Annotated in this window: 12 protein-coding genes; 2 read left to right on the top strand and 10 right to left on the bottom strand. The window is 74.4% G+C overall.

Going from position 1 to position 15,159, the window contains the following annotated elements:
• Window positions 1–4: 4 nt before the first annotated feature.
• Complete coding sequence (locus ACFV8H_RS06640) at window positions 5–694, top strand: cysteine hydrolase family protein (RefSeq protein WP_380397040.1); 690 nt, start codon at window positions 5–7, stop codon at window positions 692–694.
• Window positions 642–1,568 (top strand): class I SAM-dependent methyltransferase, encoded by a 927-nt coding sequence (locus ACFV8H_RS06635; RefSeq protein WP_380397038.1) that lies wholly within the window; start codon window positions 642–644, stop codon window positions 1,566–1,568. The genes ACFV8H_RS06640 and ACFV8H_RS06635 overlap by 53 nt, the downstream gene beginning before the upstream one ends.
• A 95-nt stretch (window positions 1,569–1,663) precedes the next feature.
• Here the strand turns inward: ACFV8H_RS06635 and ACFV8H_RS06630 are convergent, their stop codons facing one another.
• The 10 genes from ACFV8H_RS06630 to ACFV8H_RS06585 form a co-directional block, all read right to left on the bottom strand.
• Window positions 1,664–1,897 carry a hypothetical protein gene (locus ACFV8H_RS06630; RefSeq protein WP_380397036.1) on the bottom strand — a complete coding sequence of 78 codons (234 nt, stop codon included), beginning with the start codon at window positions 1,895–1,897 and terminating at the stop codon, window positions 1,664–1,666.
• Entirely contained in the window at window positions 1,884–7,877 is a 5,994-nt protein-coding gene (locus tag ACFV8H_RS06625) for an SAV_2336 N-terminal domain-related protein (RefSeq protein ID WP_380397034.1), read from the bottom strand. The genes ACFV8H_RS06630 and ACFV8H_RS06625 overlap by 14 nt, the downstream gene beginning before the upstream one ends.
• Window positions 7,878–7,888: 11 nt before the next feature.
• The gene (locus ACFV8H_RS06620; protein WP_380397032.1) at window positions 7,889–8,980 is read right to left on the bottom strand and encodes an AAA family ATPase; all 1,092 of its coding nucleotides are present in this window, start codon (window positions 8,978–8,980) and stop codon (window positions 7,889–7,891) included.
• Window positions 8,981–9,101: 121 nt separating this feature from the next.
• Entirely contained in the window at window positions 9,102–10,655 is a 1,554-nt protein-coding gene (locus ACFV8H_RS06615; RefSeq protein WP_380397030.1) for a hypothetical protein, read from the bottom strand.
• A 4-nt stretch (window positions 10,656–10,659) separates the two neighbouring features.
• Complete coding sequence (locus ACFV8H_RS06610; protein WP_380397028.1) at window positions 10,660–11,616, bottom strand: trypsin-like peptidase domain-containing protein; 957 nt, start codon at window positions 11,614–11,616, stop codon at window positions 10,660–10,662.
• Window positions 11,613–11,801 carry a hypothetical protein gene (locus ACFV8H_RS06605; RefSeq protein WP_380397026.1) on the bottom strand — a complete coding sequence of 63 codons (189 nt, stop codon included), beginning with the start codon at window positions 11,799–11,801 and terminating at the stop codon, window positions 11,613–11,615. The genes ACFV8H_RS06610 and ACFV8H_RS06605 overlap by 4 nt, the downstream gene beginning before the upstream one ends.
• A gap of 212 nt (window positions 11,802–12,013) precedes the next feature.
• Window positions 12,014–12,304: a hypothetical protein gene (locus tag ACFV8H_RS06600; RefSeq protein ID WP_380397024.1), complete on the bottom strand. Its 291-nt coding sequence runs from the start codon at window positions 12,302–12,304 to the stop codon at window positions 12,014–12,016.
• Window positions 12,301–12,771, bottom strand: a complete 471-nt coding sequence (locus ACFV8H_RS06595; protein WP_380397022.1) for a hypothetical protein — start codon at window positions 12,769–12,771, stop codon at window positions 12,301–12,303. The genes ACFV8H_RS06600 and ACFV8H_RS06595 overlap by 4 nt, the downstream gene beginning before the upstream one ends.
• A gap of 5 nt (window positions 12,772–12,776) precedes the next feature.
• Window positions 12,777–13,475, bottom strand: coding sequence for a DUF4328 domain-containing protein (locus ACFV8H_RS06590; protein WP_380397020.1), 699 nt, complete (start codon window positions 13,473–13,475; stop codon window positions 12,777–12,779).
• Between the two features lie 132 nt (window positions 13,476–13,607).
• Window positions 13,608–15,074 (bottom strand): transferase, encoded by a 1,467-nt coding sequence (locus tag ACFV8H_RS06585; RefSeq protein ID WP_380397018.1) that lies wholly within the window; start codon window positions 15,072–15,074, stop codon window positions 13,608–13,610.
• Window positions 15,075–15,159 lie beyond the last annotated feature (85 nt).

Raw genomic sequence — 15,159 nt, 5'->3', positions numbered from 1 at the left:
TCGCGTGAACGCGGCGCCGCCGACCGGCCGGACCGCCCTGGTCGTCGTCGACCTGCAGAACGACTTCTGCGCCGGTCCCGTCGCCGCCGCCCGCTACCCCGGGGACCCGACCCGGCTCGCCACCGTCGCCGCCAACACCGCCCATGCCGTCGAGGCGGCCCGCGCCCACGGCACCGAGGTGGTCTTCGTCCGCTTCCTCGGCGACCCCGCCCACCAGGGCGCGAGCTGGCGCCACCGGGACGCCGCGCTCGGCAAACGGCCCAAGTGCCTCGACGGCAGCTGGGGCGCCGAGTTCCACGCTGTGACGCCGAGGGCGGACGAGGCCGTGTTCACCAAGCACGCCTGCTTCGACGCCTTCCTCAGCGCGGGCTTCGAACGGCACCTCGTCGACGGCGGCGTCCACCACCTCGCCATGACGGGCGTGTTCGCCGACGTGTGCGTCGACAGCACCGCGCGCACCGCCTTCCAGAAGGGCTTCCACATCACCGTCCTCGCCGACTGCACGGCAGCGCTGCACCTGCCCGACGAGGCCGTCCTCGGCTTCATGCAGCGGGTGTACGGCGCCCGCGTCACCACCCGCGACCGGCTCGACGTCTGGACCAACCCTCCCGAGACCCCCGCCCCCGACCACAGGAGCGCACATGAGTGTCGGCGCGACCGAGACCCTCGACCCCACCGGAACCCCCGGCACTGACGACCACACCGTCACCGAAGGCGTGGGCCTCACCGCCGTCCTGGTCGCCGCCGCCCGGGCGATCGAGACCCACCGCCCCGACGCCCTCGCCCGGGACCCGTACGCGGAGCACTTCGTCCGCGCCGTCCCCGCCGCCGCCGACTGGCCGCTCCACCCCCAGGACGTCCCGGCCGGGGAGGCCGACCCGCTGTGGGGCCGGCTCGGCCGCTACTTCGCCCTGCGCACCCGGGCGTTGGACGACCAGCTGCTGCGCGCCGTCCAACTCGGCGCCCGCCAGGTCGTCCTGCTCGGCGCCGGACTGGACGCCCGGGCGTACCGGCTCGACTGGCCGTCCGACTGCGCCCTCTACGAGATCGACCGGCCCGAGGTACTGGCCTTCAAACAGGGCGTCCTGGACGGCATCGACGCCCGTCCGACCACCCCGCACCGGGTCACCGTCGGCACCGACCTGCGCACCGACTGGGCCCAGGCGCTCACCGCCGCCGGCTTCCGCCCCGACCGGCCCACCGCCTGGCTCGCCGAAGGCCTGCTGCTCTACCTGCCCGGCACCGCCGAACGCGAACTCTTCGCCACCGTCGCCCGGCTCAGCGCCCCCGGCTCCACCCTCGCCTACGAGGCCAAGCTCGGCATCGAGTCCGCGGCCGTCCGCGGCAACCCCGTCTACACCGCCACCCGCGACCGGACCGGCATCGACCTGCTCGCCCTCTTCGACGCCGAACCCCGCCCCGACACCCCCGCCGACCTCCGCGCGCACGGCTGGTCCACCACCGACCACACCCCCTTCGAGTTCACCCGCCACTACGGCCGCGGGCCGCTCCCCGAACCGGACGACACCCTCGCCGCCAACCGCTGGGTCTTCGCCGTCCGGCCCTGACACACTCCTGACGCACGCCCGGTACACACGTTCCGTCAACGGTTCATGTTCGGCCTCCCCAAGGTCCCGGCACTCTGATCCCCCGCCGGCCGTCGTCAGAAGTCCGACGGGACGGACCATCGGCCCGAGCGCGCGAAGCGCTCGCAGCCGTCGTGCTCGAACCGCACCGTCCCGTCGAACTCCGACTCCCCGTTCGCGCAGGCCCCGGAGTACCACTCATCGTCGTCCGCGCCCCCACGATGACGCCGAGTCATCCACCGGCCGTGGATCGCGTCCAGCTCGCGGGGGTGCTCGGCGGCGTGCGTTTCCACCGCGTCATCCAGCGCCATCGCTCCCCGACGGTCGTACCCACTCGAGTTGGAACAGTGCTCCGGACGAGCGCCTCGGTGTCACCAGAATGCCCCGGCCCGGTGGGAGGGGCTCGGCCGCCGTGTAGCCGAGCAGGCTTCCCTCCTGCTCGTCGCCCGAGAGCAGCACTCCGTGACGCCCGAGGTCGCACACCGCGCGGAGGAACGGCTCGGCGGTCCGAGCCCGGCCGGCGCCCACGCCGTGGTCGGCGACGATCACCCGGAGACCGAGTTCACGGGAGTGACGAAGGAACCTGACGAGGTCGGAGAGCGGGTCGTCCCCATTCGCGGCAACGAGGTCCAGGTCGTCCACGACGAGGAAGATGTCCTTGTGCCCCCGGGATCCCGGCGTACGGCTGGTGGCCGCGACGCTCAGGATCCGGACCAGGGTGGCCAGGCCCGCCATGTCCCCCGCGTGGTGGACGAGGTACTCGGGCGGGACCTCGTCCCCCAGGGAGCCCTCGAAGTCGACCACCAGGAAGCCCACTTGTTCCGACGTGTAGCGCTCGACGAGCCTCCTGACCAGCAGCCGGAGCAGCGCGGTCTTTCCGGATCCGGTGTCGCCGAACACGGCGAACAGCGGATCGGCCTCGAAGTCGACCACCACCGGGGACCGTCGGGCATCGTCGCGCCGCCCGATCACCACGCCCTGCGGGGATTCGCCTCCCGGGGTTCGGTCGGCGGACACGGCGGTCCCGACGGACAATCCGATGAGCGCCTCCGCCGACCCGGGCGTGCGGAGATCGGGATCGTCCGCCTGCATCATCCGGTACAACCGCTTCACCACCGGGCTGGTATCGAGGCCCGAATCCTGTTGCAGCGCGCGCTGGAGCTGCCTGTAGGCGACGAGTGCCACGGTCCGCCGACCGCACCGGTAGTGGGCGAGCATCAGCAGCGCACTCAGCCGCTCGCGAAGCGGGTTCTCGTGGACGAGCCGTTCGAGTGCGTTCGCGAGCTCCGAGTGCCGCCCGAGTGCCAGGCCGGTGGCATACAGGGCCTCGGTGGCCGCCATCCGCCGCTCGATCAGCCGGACGCGCTCCCCGGAGGCGTACGGCCCGGGGACGCCGTCCAGCGCAGGACCGTCCCAGAGGTCGAGCGCGGAGCGCAGCAGGAGGTGTGCCCCGGACACGTCCCCGGCCTCCTGCGTCTGCCGGGCCTCGGCCAGGCGCTGCTCGAAGACGGCGACGTCGAGGGAGCCCGGTTCGACGTGCAGCCGGTAGCCGTCGCCCACCGTCTGGAGGATGTCGGCCACGCCACGCGGCTGGGCAGGGTCGCCGAGGACGGAACGCAGCCGGGATACGTAGGTGCGCACGGCGGCGACGGCCTGGGGTGGTGGAGCGTCACCGTAGAGGGCGTCGACCAGGCCCGCGGTCGGCACGGGCGCCGGGGCGTGCAGCAGGAGGGCGGCCAGGACGGCCTGCTGCTCCGGTGAGCCGACGGGCCACGATTCCCCGCCCCGCAGGACGCGCAACGGGCCGAGCAGCCGGTAGCCGAGGCGGGTGTCGCCCGGGTCGGCCGACGGCGCCGTTTCGAGCAGCAACTCCTGGGCGCGTTCGTACAGTCCGGTCAGCCTGATCCGCTCGATCTCCGCCAGCGGCCCCGGCGCGTCGGCCAGCGGCGGCCCCTGCCAGAGGGCGAGGGCCTTCTCGGCGTACCGCCGGGCCTCCGCCGGGTCGGCGTCCGCACGTGCCGTCAAGGCGCGCTCCAGGGCCTGTTCGAAGAGCACGGTGTCGATCTGCTCGGAGACGACGTTCAGGACCCAGGTGTGGTGGTCCGCCAGCTCCTCCAGCACCCTGCGGGGGTCCGACGGCGAGTTGAGGACTCTCCCCAACTCCGTTATGTGGGATCGCACTTCGTCGATGTCACGGTTGGACGAGGTGTGCCGGTGCCGTACCTCCGCGATCAGCACCTCGGCCCGGACGGGGCGACGGCGGTACTTCAACAGGGCGGCGAGCAGCGCCTTCCGCTCCCCCGGTCCGAGTTCCACCGTTTCGTCCCCGCGCCAGGCGCGGACCTCTCCGAGCAGGGTGAACCGCAGGGGCGGCGCCGTCGTGCGGTCGGGCCGGACCAGGGCTCCGGAGGCGGCGATCCGCTGGAGGACCTCGGCGGCGGAGGACGGTCGGCGGCGCGGGTCCGGGTGCACCAGGTCGAGGACGAGGCCGTGCAGGGCCTCGGGCACTCCGGTCTCCTGGAGGACGGTGCCGAGGTCGAAGAGGTCGACGGTCCGGTCCGTCGTGCCATTCCCGTCCAGGTCGATGCCGAGGTCGCAGAGGACGGGGCTGCCGTCCGGGCGGATGAGGATGTTGGCGGGCTCGATCCTGCCGTGCGCGATCCCGTGGCTGTGCAGGTACACCAGTGCCTCGGCCACACCGTGGGCGATGACCGCGGCCTCGTGCGAGGGTACGGAGCCGCCGTCGAGCATGCTCCTGAGGTCGGGCCCGTCGATGAACTCCACGGCCAGGTAGAGGCGTTCGGTGTCACTGCCGGAACCGCGGAAGGCGACGAGGCCCGGATGGTCGAGCCCGGCGAGCATCCCGGCCTGTTGCTGGAACAGGCCCTGGTCCAGTTCGGGGAAGAGGTGCTCCCGGGCGAAGGACTTCACCGCGACCGTCGAGCCGTCGCGCTCGTCGCGGGCCCGCCAGACCTCGCTCCGCCGCCCCTGGGCGATCCGCTCGACCAGGCGGAACCGCTCCGCGACGAGCGGCCGTTCGGCCTCACGCGCGCGGTCCCCGGCCCTCCGCTCCTCGCGTCGGCGGTCGGCGCGCCAGCGGCCCTCGAACTCCCAGATGTGGATGTGGGTGTCCCGGTCGCCGATCGAGGCGAGCACGCAGTGGGTGTCATCGCCGCTGATCCCGACGATCGTCCGCGCCCGGGCGGGGTCGACCACGGCGGCGGCGAAGAACTCGGCGGTCGTGGGGTCCTCGGGCTGCCAGCGGTGGAGGCGTCCGGTCGGGTCGACGCCGACCAGGAGTGACCGCCCGCCCCGGCCCGGCAGGGTCGTCAGTGCCCAGGCCCGGTGGCCGCCGGGGAGGCCGGGCAGTTCCAGGGGAACGTCACCGTCGTCACTGCCCAACGACCTCCACAAGAACATCCGGCCGTCGGAGTCGGAGGTCCAGTAGTACTGGCTCCCGTTGCCGTGCACGTAGGGCGACATGGCCACGGGCGGCTCCGGACGGCCCGCCCGACCCGACACGAGGGAGCCGTCCCGGGCGTCCCAGAAGGAGAATCCGCCGTCGGGGGCCGCGGTGCAGAGGAGGGCCGGCCGGTCACTGACCTCGGTCATGGCGACGACGTCGGCTGCGGTGGTCCCGAGGGACAGAGCCGGTTCCACCACCTGTCCGGTCGTCACATCGAGGTAGCGGAGCAGGCTGTCCGCGCCGTAGACGGCGACGTAGCCGCGCCCGAGGCCGTACGCGTTCGGCACGGTCGCGATCGCCAGGGCCGGGCTGGGCAGGCGGAAGCTGCGGACGGTGGAGTAGGAGTCCCCCGGTCCCGGCGGCCCGACCAGCACGGCCAGCTTCTCGTCCAGGTGCCAGGTCGCCAGTTCGTCCGGGCGGCGGGGCATCCGGTCGAGGAGGTGCTGGAACTCCTGGGCGTACTCGATCCGCCGGTAGGCGTCGCCGAGGCGGTGGCGGATCTCCTCGCGGAGTTCGTCCTCGGTGAGGAAGGCCAGGACGAATGTCGTCGCGGACTGCAGGAAGGGCTTTCCCTCGCGGGAGTTGGTCGTGACGATCACCCGGCCCCCCTCGGAGTCGAGGAGCCGGGCGAGTTCGCGGGGGTACAGGTCGTCCGACCACAGGTCGTCCACGATGACCAGCCAGTTCGGGTGGGCGTCGAGCCGCTCGTCGAGGCGGTCGGCGCTCTCCGCGCCCAGGGCGGCCCGCAGTCGCTCGAATCCGGCGGCCATCGTGTCGGCGGTCCGCCCGTCGATCCAGTGGATGAAGGGGTGCTGCCCACCGTGCAACCGGACGTACTCCTGGAGGAGGCGGCGCCTCCCCATGCCCTGGGCCGCCTCGATCGCGATCAGCCGGGTCCTCGTGCCCCCTCGTTCGCAGGCCTGGACGAGCCGGTCGAGTTCCTCCTGCCGTCCGATCATCCGCGGCGGGTCCGGCGGGCTGGTGAGCGGCGGGGGCGGGGTCAGCAGCTCCCGCCGGAACGTCCGGTCGCCGACGGCGCTGCTCAAGTGCCGGGCGATCGTGACGTGTTGGCCGCCGGCCCCGGCCAGGACGCGCGCCGCGACCTCGGCGAACGGGCGGCTGCGCTCCGGGAGCCGATGTCGTGAGTCCTCCATCGCGGCGGCGAGGGCGCGGAAGTCGAGGGTGCCGCCGAAGGTCGCGGCGACCCGGCCGGAGACCTTGGCGAGGACGTGCTCCAGCACCCGGACCGACTCGGTGCGGGTCAGCTCCCCCAGCAGTTCCTCCCGGACGCCGTCGACGAAGTCGTACACCACCTCGTCCGGGTCGGCGGCCTTCTCCCGCACCTCGATCAGCCCGGACAGGAACAGTTCGGCGAGTTCCCGCTGCCCGGACTCCGGCACGGTCGACCGCTGGACCAGCCGCATCACGGGCAGGCTGAGCGGCGCCGCCGCCAGGTGGCAGGCGAGCCGGTGGGCGTTCGGGGAGCTCCCGGCCCGGAAGGCGGCGACCCGGTCGGCGGGCGGGCGCGCGGCCGTGTCCCTGGTGCGCGGGCGCGGCGGGCGCGGGATCCCGCTGAGCGGCGCGGCCAGCATGGGCGTCCAGCCGGTGGTGCGGCCCGCGGTGAGGTCGGCCCAGGGGGCGATCCAGTCGGCGTCGATCTCCAGGACCGGCAGCCAGCCGACCGAGGCCCGGGCCGACGCACCGGCCCGGCCGCGCGGGATGCCGGGCAGGGTGCTCTCGGTGCGCAGCCGCGGGACGGGCCGGCCGTGGGTGGCGGCGCGGGCCTCGACGGGGGCGGGGCGCAGGGCCGTCCGGTGCCAGAGCCGGCGGGGCAGCACCTGGAGGGCGGCGGCCGGCCCGGCGGCTGCGGCGCGGGCCAGGAAGGGCACCAACTCCCGGCCGTACCAGGCCGGTCCGACGCCGTCGGTGAGGACGAACAGGATCCGGCGCCCGTGCGGGTCGGCGAGCGGGCGGGACCAGTTCGGGTCGGGGGCGGCGGGGGGCGGGGCGGCGGTGCGGCGGCGGCGGAAGGGGGTGAGGTGCGGGGTGCCCCGGTCGGTGTCGAGGGACCAGGTGCGGACCTCCTCGAAGGCGCCGTGGCGTTCCAGCAGGGTGGCGAGTTCACCGGCGAGGTCGTGCCAGACGGCCATGGTGGCGCCGGTGTCGACCAGCAGGTCGACGGAGTAGCGGGGCTCGGTCCGCTGCCAGACCGGCAGCAGCACCCCGGCCTCGGCGGTGGCCTCCGCCGTCGCCTCCTCGTCGAGGTGGGACGGCCTGCGGCCGCCGGGGCGCTGGGTGAGCGGTCGGCGCAGCGGCCGCAGGGCGCGGGCGATGGCGAGGGCGCCGGGCAGGGCGGGAGGCCGGGTGACCTGGACGACCTCGGCGCCGCGGACGGGGCCGTCGGGGTGGCCGGGGTCGGCGGGGGCGTGGCGGGGGTGGAGTTCGACCTTGGGGCCGGGCTGCGGGGTGGTGGGGGCGGGCGGTCGGGGTCGGGCGGGGGCGGTGTCGGCGGGGCGGCGGGGGTCCTGGCGGGGGTCGGCGGTCGGCTGGTGCGGGTTCGGGTGCAGGGTGGCCGGGGGTGCGGGGTGGCCGCCCGGCGACTCGGGGTCGGTGGCGGTGTCGGTGTCGGGGTCGGTGGCGGGGAGCGGGCCGAGGCCGGCCAGCCGGGAGATCCACAGCACGTCGGCCAGGTCCTGGGGTTGCGACGCGCCGTCCTCGGGGGCGGCGAGGGCGGCCAGCGCCTGCCGCAGCACGGCGTGCGCCGCCGGCTCGCCGTCCGCGCTGTGACAGCCCGTACCGACCCCGCCCGTGCCGAACCCGTCCACCGGCCGCCGCCTCAGCTCTCGTTGAGCGGGCGCAGCAGGACGTCCTGAATGACGTCGCGCCCCGGTCCGCTGCCCCACAGGCCGCGTTCGGCCATCAGCAGGGCGTTGAGCAGCTGGTCGTTGGCCAGGTCGGCGCCGTCCTCGCGTTGGCGGCGCAGGAACTCGGTGATCAGCTCGGCGCGTTGGGCGCCGTCCGGGCTGCCGTCCGTGCCGAGGTGGGCGGCGACCATGGCGGCCAGCCGTTCCTCGGTGGGCGGTTGGATCTCCAGCCGGACGCAGCGGCGCAGCAGGGCGGAGGGGAACTCCCGCTCGCCGTTGCTGGTGAGGACGACAAGCGGGAAGTGGGCGCAGCGCACGTGGCCGCCGTGGACGACGGCGCGCCGGCCGGGGTCGGCGACGGCGACCTCCTGCGGGCCCGGGCCGAGGCGCTGGAGTTCGGGGATCTCGAACTCGCCCTCCTCGAAGACGTTGAGGAGGTCGTTGGGCAGGTCGATGTCGCTCTTGTCGATCTCGTCGATGAGGACGACGCGGGGGGTGCGCCAGGGCAGCAGGGCGGTGCCGAGCGGGCCGAGGCGCAGGAACCGGCCGATGGCGGGCGGCCTGCGGTGCGGGCCGTCCTGCGGCGCGTGCAGGCCGGCCTCGTGGAGCCGGCCGATGGCGTCGTAGGTGTAGAGGCCGTCGCGCAGGGTGGAGCGGCTGCTGATCGGCCAGCGCAGCACCGGGCCGAGGCCCAGCTCGTGGGCGACGGCGTAGGCGAGGGTGGACTTGCCGACGCCGGGCTTGCCGGTGATCAGCAGCGGGCGGCGCAGGTGGAGGGCCAGGTTGACGAGGTGGATCTCGCGTTCGTCGGCCTGGTAGGCGGTGGCCTGCTGGACGCGGCCGAGGCGGCGGGCCGTCAGGCCGGCGGCCTCCTGGGCGGGGGGCGGCGGGAGTTCCTCGTCGCCGTCGAGCCAGTCGCCGAAGGAGCGCCAGGCCGGGGCGGGCGGGAGCGCGGCGATGCCGCCGTGGGGCACGCCGGTGCCCCGGTAGATCCACCAGTTCTCGGGCATCGTTACCGCCTCGTCCTCGTCCTGGTCCTCGTCCTCGTCCTCATCGTTTCCCACTCCTCGGTCCTGTGTGCGGTCGTTTCCCGCGCCGTTGATTCCCGCTTCACCGCCGGCCATCCGCCTCGCACCGTCCGGCCCACACCCTCCGGCCCACACCCTCCGGCCCACACCCTCCGCCTCACACCATCCCCGGGAACCCGGCGTCCTGGTCCGGGTCCATGCAGTTCGGGTCGTCCCAGAAGAGGGTGACGCCGTCCTGGGTGGGTGCCCCCCGGGTGACCTTGCGGTGCCGGTGGACGGCTTCCGGCAGGTGGGCGAGGGAGCGCGGGCGGTCGCGGAGCAGGGCGTCGACGACCTCGGTCGGGGCGCCGGGGGCGCGGCGCCACAGCATGGCCGGGACGCCGTCGATCTCCACGGCGTCGAGCACGGCCGCGCGCACCCGGGGGTCGAGTTCGTCGTACGGGGTGTCGAGGGCGAGGCAGGCGACGGTGGGGCGGCCGTCGAGCCAGCCGGGCAGGTCGGCGACCCGTTCGGGGTGCAGGGGCGGCCAGTCGATCCGGTCGGCGGCGTCGCGGTCGAGGGTGTCGGCGAACAGGTGCTCCCACCGGTCGTACCAGGCCTCGGTCTGCAGCCACGGGTTGATGTAGCGGTCCAGGTAGCGGACCACCACCGGGTGCAGCAGTCCGATCCGGCGTCCGTCCTGGGTCGGGGACCACAGTTCGGCGCTGTGGCCGAGCAGTTCCCTGGGCAGCAGGAACTCGATCCGGACGGGGCTGCGCCGGTTCCGGCCGAGCTCGGAGACGAGGGTCTGCCAGCCGGCCAGTCGGGCGCTTCCCTCGGCGACCAGGTCCTCCAGGGCGAGCGAGTCGGTGGCGACGAGGTCGTGGAGGCGGGCGATCGGGCCGCCGGCCAGCGGTTGCCGGTAGCAGGACGCCCGGAGGTGGTAGCGGCCGGCCTCGATGTGCTCCGGGGTCTCGGGTTCCAGCCGGATCTGCACGATCAGGCGGACGGCCGTCTCCTCCCGGGGCGTGGGGCGGGCGACCGGGAGGCTGCACAGCAGGGCGCCCAGGTCGCCGAGCCGGGGGTGCCGGAGCAGCAGGTCGCGGTCTCGGGCGAGGCCGTCCAGGAAGGCCAGGGCGTAGCCGGCGTCGGGGCCGCCGAAGTGGTCCAGCAGGCGGGTGAGGACCTCGGGCAGGGTGGTCCGCTCGCCGATCCGGTGGCGGCCGGGCGCGTTCGGGGGTACGTGGAGGAGCAGTTGGTGCGGGTCGGGGGCCGGGTCCAGGGTGCGCAGCAGGGTGATGGCGTGGAGCAGGGCGCGGGCGGGCAGGCCGGTCTCGGCGGTCAGCGCGAGCACGGTCACCTCCAGCCAGGGCAGGGCGCCGCCGTACGGGTCGTGGTCCCTGAGCGCCTCGCCGAGCGCGCCGAGGACGGCCCGGGGGTCGCGGGCGCAGCGGATGCTCCGCAGGATCTCCCGGACGTGTTCGCGCGGGGTGTCGGCCTCCTTGACGTCCAGGTGGAAGAGGCGGGACGCCGGGGAGCGGCCCATCGTCTCCAGCACGCCCTGGCGGAAGTCCCGTCGGGAGATGCCCTGGAAGTCGAACAGGATGTCGGCCAGCAGGCCTTCGGCCTCCTCGAACGGGGCGGCGAGGTGCGGGCCCCGCTCAACGGTGGGGTACGGGCCCCGCTCGACGGCGGCCTGCGGCGGCCTGCCGCCGTACGCGCCTGGGTGCATCGGCCTACCAGCTCCCCGGGCCGTCCGCGGGGCGGTCCCCGGCGGCCCGGCCGAGCACGTCCCGCAGGTGCGGTAACGCGCCGTCGTGGGGGGCGAGTTCCTCCAGTGCCGTGTACAGCGCGCGGAGGGCCGCCGGGGCGTCCCGGTGGTGGCGGCAGCGGCGCACGATGCGGAACAGGTGGTCGCGGCGGTCGGAGCGTTCCTCGACCTCGAAGGAGTTCGGCAGGCCGAGGTGCTCGCCCATCCGCTCCAGCAGGTCGAACCGGCCGTCGGCGCGCGCGGTGTACGGGAGGGCCATCAGCGCCGTCACCAGGTCGGCGTCGGTGGGCGATGGTGGGGGCGCGGCTGCGCGGACCACCGGGCCGAGGAAGGCGATCAGGGCCGCCAGTGGCACGTACCAGCCGCCCAGGTCCTGCTTGTGCGAGCGGGTGCCCTTGAGCACGCCGCGCACCAGCCCGTCCGGCCCGGCCAGCATGCTGCCGCTGAGGCCGGGCTGCACGAAGCCGGTGACGGCGGTGAACTCCCCGGACCGGCCGACGACCCGCAGGGCCACCGTGTCCTCGTTGACCCCCGGTGTCGGGGTGGCCGTGGAGTGCCCGAGGGCGGTCAGCCACGTCCCCGGCTCGGCCTCGGCGCCCGCCAGCGGGGCCACCGGGTGGCCGGGGCCGGCCGCCGGGACGGCGAGCAGCGCGAGGTCGGGGAACGCCTCGAAGGGGCCGGTGCCCAGCTCGGCGGGTTCGGCCCGGACGGCGTCGGGCGGCACGGGGTGCGTGCTCGCCCCGTGCCGCACCACCAGGCCCTCGGCCGGGCCGCGCCGGTCCAGCACCACGTGCGCGCAGGTGACCGCCAGGCCCGGGGCAACCAGGAAGCCGCTGCCCAGGAAGGCGCCCGCGGCCTCGATCCGGACGGCGCAGCGGTGCAGCGCCTCGGCCCGGGCGCCGTCGAGGTGCGGGCCGGTCACTCCGCGGCGGCGGGGGTGGCGGCCGGGGCGGCCTCGGCTCCGGCGGCGGCGAAGCCCACGTCGCCGATCACCTCGGCCCGCACCGTGGTGCCGTCCCCCAGGTCGATCGTCCCCACCGTCACGTCCCCGGCCACGCCGCTCCCCTCCCGAACGTCCGGGCCGTACGCCCGAACCGCCGTCCTCACCTGCGGCCTCCCCGACCGCGCGCGCCACCCTACCGCGAGCGCGCGGGCCGTTCGGCCGTCTTCCGCCCGTCCGGAGTTCCCCGCTTCCGGTGGGTGACGGTCACTCACACCTGGTTCCGGCGGGCGGTCTTGCCGAGTGACGAGGCCTTTCGGAGCGCAGGGACTCCTGTCTCAGTGGCCGCGCTCCCCGGGCCCGGACCGCCCGCCGGTCGTCACCGTCCGACCTTGCGCGCCGCGGCGCGGATCGCCTCCGCGTACGGGGCGTCGAGGGCCCTGGTCTCCGGGGGGAGGTCCTGGAAGGGGACCAGGGCGCCGTGGTCGGCGTTCGTCGACTGCATCCACGCCGACCAGGCGTCGTGGACGTCCTCGTCCGTGACCTGCGTCCCCTTCGCGCGGAGCAGTACGGCGTAGCTGCGGAAGAGGTCGTCGGAGTCGGCCGGCGGCGCGGCGGCGGCCGGAAGGCACGAGCGGATGAGGTCGGCGAGCTCGTCGAGGTAGGTCATTCGAGCAGCGTTCCCAGGAGGATCACCAGATACACCGCGGCGAACACCCAGGGGACGAGCCGTTCGGAGATGCCGAGTTCCGCGTACCGCTTGCGTCCGGCCTGGCGCGGGGTCTGTTTGAGGTGGTTCCACTCGTCGGTGAAGACCTTGGCCGGCAGGCCGTTCTCGAGCTCGTTGATGACTTTGAACTTCGCGGCGTTGAGGTCCCGGTAGCTGCGCAGTTGGAGCCACCACGCGGCGGACAGGGTCAGGCCCGCCGCGGTGACGGCGACCACCGACCACCACGCGGTCTCCCGCAGTTGGGGAACACCGAAGCCGACGACGGTGACCAGGGCGGTCTGCACGGAGAGGAAGAAGGCGTTGGCCGCGCCGCGGCGGGCCGACACCCGGTCGGCCATCTCCACCGCGAGCTTGTACAACTCCAGCAGTTCCGGCGGCTGGTGGGGATCGGCGGGGCGGGCGGCCACGGGGTTCACCGCTCACCGCCCGCGGCTTCCGCCGCCCGGTTCTGCCAGGTCGTGACCTGTCGGATGAGGAGGATGACCAGCACCCCGGCCACCAGGAACAGTACCGTCAGCAGCGCGGACGCGTTGGCGTTGGCCAGCACGTCCGACTCGCTCTCCTCCGAGTTGGCCAGGCGCCACTGGACCGGTTTGACGATCTCGGCCAGGATGAAGAAGGCCCACCAGGCCTTGACCAGCGTGTCGGGGGCCGGTCGCCGAGGAGCGCTGGCCCGCCAGATGTCCGTGACGACCTGGTAGGGGTACCAGAGGTTGGCCACGGGGACCGTCCAGGACCCGACCGTCCACATCCGGGACCGGCGATGGGCGTCGCGACCCCCCAGCGCCTCCGCGTTGATCCGTGCCCGCCACAGCCAGACCAGGAACGCCACCCCGGCCGCGCCCCAGAGAACGAAACTCGCCGCCAGCGACGACACCGTCGTGAGGACGTCCGAATCGGCGGCCGCGAGGTCCGCGTCCGTGGCCGCTCCGTTGAGGTAGTCGTGGATGAGCAGGTAGTCGCGCCAGTTGGCCACCGAGACCAGCACCTCCCGCAGGACCTCCACCGCGATCAGCACCGCCGCGGCGACGCCCCAACCGGTCACCGGCCTGTGCGTCCTCGCCCCGATGCCGCCCGCGCGACCGGCGCCGTGTTGCTGTGCGTTGCTCATGGGTTCCCTCCGTTGACGTACCGTCATCGCCGTCTCTTCGACGGACCTTCGAGGTGCCTTCGACGCGTCCTCACCGCGTCCTCGACGTCGCGCCGGGCACTGCCGCCCGGCGCCGGTTCCGGCCGGGCGCTCTCAGGGAGCGGCGAGTGCGAGCACCCGGTAGAGCAGGACCAGGATCGCGATCGCCACCATTCCCTTGCCCCAGGTGCCGAGCAGGTTGATGTCGCTGCGCATCACGACCATCCGGCCGCGGACGCCCACCGCCGCCAGTGCGGTCTTCATCGCGCCGACCGTTCGGCGCGCCGGTGAGGGGTCCCAGGTCACCTCCTTGGCCGCCCTGAGGCGACGCATGATCCAGCGCCGGTGGGGCGCCGGGCCGGACGTGGGCTGGACCGCCGTCACCTGCGGTGTCCAGTCGGGTGCGAAGGTGACGGCGGCCGAGATCCAGGAGGTGTCCGCCGCCACCCCCTCCAGCGGAAGGGGCACCGGCAGCCGACCGTCCAGGCTGTCGATCGCCTCGCTCACCCGGCCCGGTGTCAGCAGGAGGAGCTTGCGGGCGGGCTGGGTGGCGACGACCTGGTCGATCTCCCAGCGCAGTCCCTCGCCGACGCCCACCCGCAGCACGATGAGTTGGGAGAGGTCCATCAGCCGCAGGATCGTCGGCTTCCAGTCGTCCAGTGGGAGGTAGAACCGTGCCGCGCCGAGCAGCGGCAGCGGCTCACCGGGCCTGCCCACCGCGATCACCGGGCCGAACGCCCCCAGGGCGGAGGCGAGTTGCTCCTCCCGGGAGTGGATGTTGAGCGCCTGTCCGTCGTCGACCTGGGCCGCGGTGCGGTCGTCGGCGAAGCTGCGGAGGTAGAGGACGGGCCGGCGGCCGTCGGCCCGCAGGGCGCGCACCGCACCCCGGGTCGAACGGGGCCGGCTGTAGCGCAGCATCAGGAAGCCCGCACCGACCGCGGCCAACCCCACCGGAAGCAGCAGGACTTGGACGGTCATCGGCCTGTCGTGTTCGGTCGGACTCGTCCGCTGGGCCATGCTCACGAGGGTCATCCCTCCGATGAACAGGGTGTAGCCGAGGCCGCTCGCGGTCAGGAACAGCGGCCGGCGCCAGGGCGGATGCCGTTCGGCGAACCGGCCGACCGTACGGACGGCTTCCGCGGTCGCCGCCCTGCGTCGGCGGCGGAGCCAGAGCGACGGTCCGGCGAAGGCCAGCGCGCCCGCCGTGAGCCACAGCCCCGCCAGGGTCTCGGAGCGGAGGTCCTGGTCGAGGCCCGCCCGATCCCGTTCGACGTCCGCCGCGAGCGCACCGGCCCGCGCCCGGGCGGAGGCGCCCCGGCCCAGGTCCACGAAGCCGGTGACCGCGGCGACCGTGGCCCGGGCCCGGCCGGCGGGCACGTTCTCCTCGAACCACGCCCTCGCCGCGACGAGTTCGGTGCGGGCGGTTGGGTCACCGGCCGCGAAGCGGTCCACCAGGACGGTGAACGCGGCGACGCGGGCCGGGCCGTCCTGGAGGCGGCTCTCGGCCTGCCGGCTCTCGACCACCGTGATCAGCACGTGCAGCGCGGCATAGGCGGCCACGAGCGCGATCGCCGTGATCACCCGGGAAAGCGTCCGCACACCTGATGACATTCGGCCCCCCTGCTCCGAGCACCCACGGGTGCCCGCTCCGCGTTCCGGACACACC

Source organism: Kitasatospora sp. NPDC059827 (genome assembly GCF_042731675.1).
Lineage (GTDB): Bacteria > Actinomycetota > Actinomycetes > Streptomycetales > Streptomycetaceae > Kitasatospora.
Note: the sequence above shows the minus strand (reverse complement) of the source record. Positions and strands in the feature narration are given on the sequence as shown.

Excerpts from the sequence above, each read along its gene's own strand:
- ACFV8H_RS06635 (WP_380397038.1), top strand. The coding sequence starts at position 642 with ATGAGTGTCGGCGCGACCGAGACCCTCGACCCCACCGGAACCCCCGGC.
- ACFV8H_RS06630 (WP_380397036.1), bottom strand. The coding sequence starts at position 1,897 with ATGGCGCTGGATGACGCGGTGGAAACGCACGCCGCCGAGCACCCCCGC.
- ACFV8H_RS06615 (WP_380397030.1), bottom strand. The coding sequence starts at position 10,655 with ATGCACCCAGGCGCGTACGGCGGCAGGCCGCCGCAGGCCGCCGTCGAG.
- ACFV8H_RS06600 (WP_380397024.1), bottom strand. The coding sequence starts at position 12,304 with ATGACCTACCTCGACGAGCTCGCCGACCTCATCCGCTCGTGCCTTCCG.
- ACFV8H_RS06590 (WP_380397020.1), bottom strand. The coding sequence starts at position 13,475 with ATGAGCAACGCACAGCAACACGGCGCCGGTCGCGCGGGCGGCATCGGG.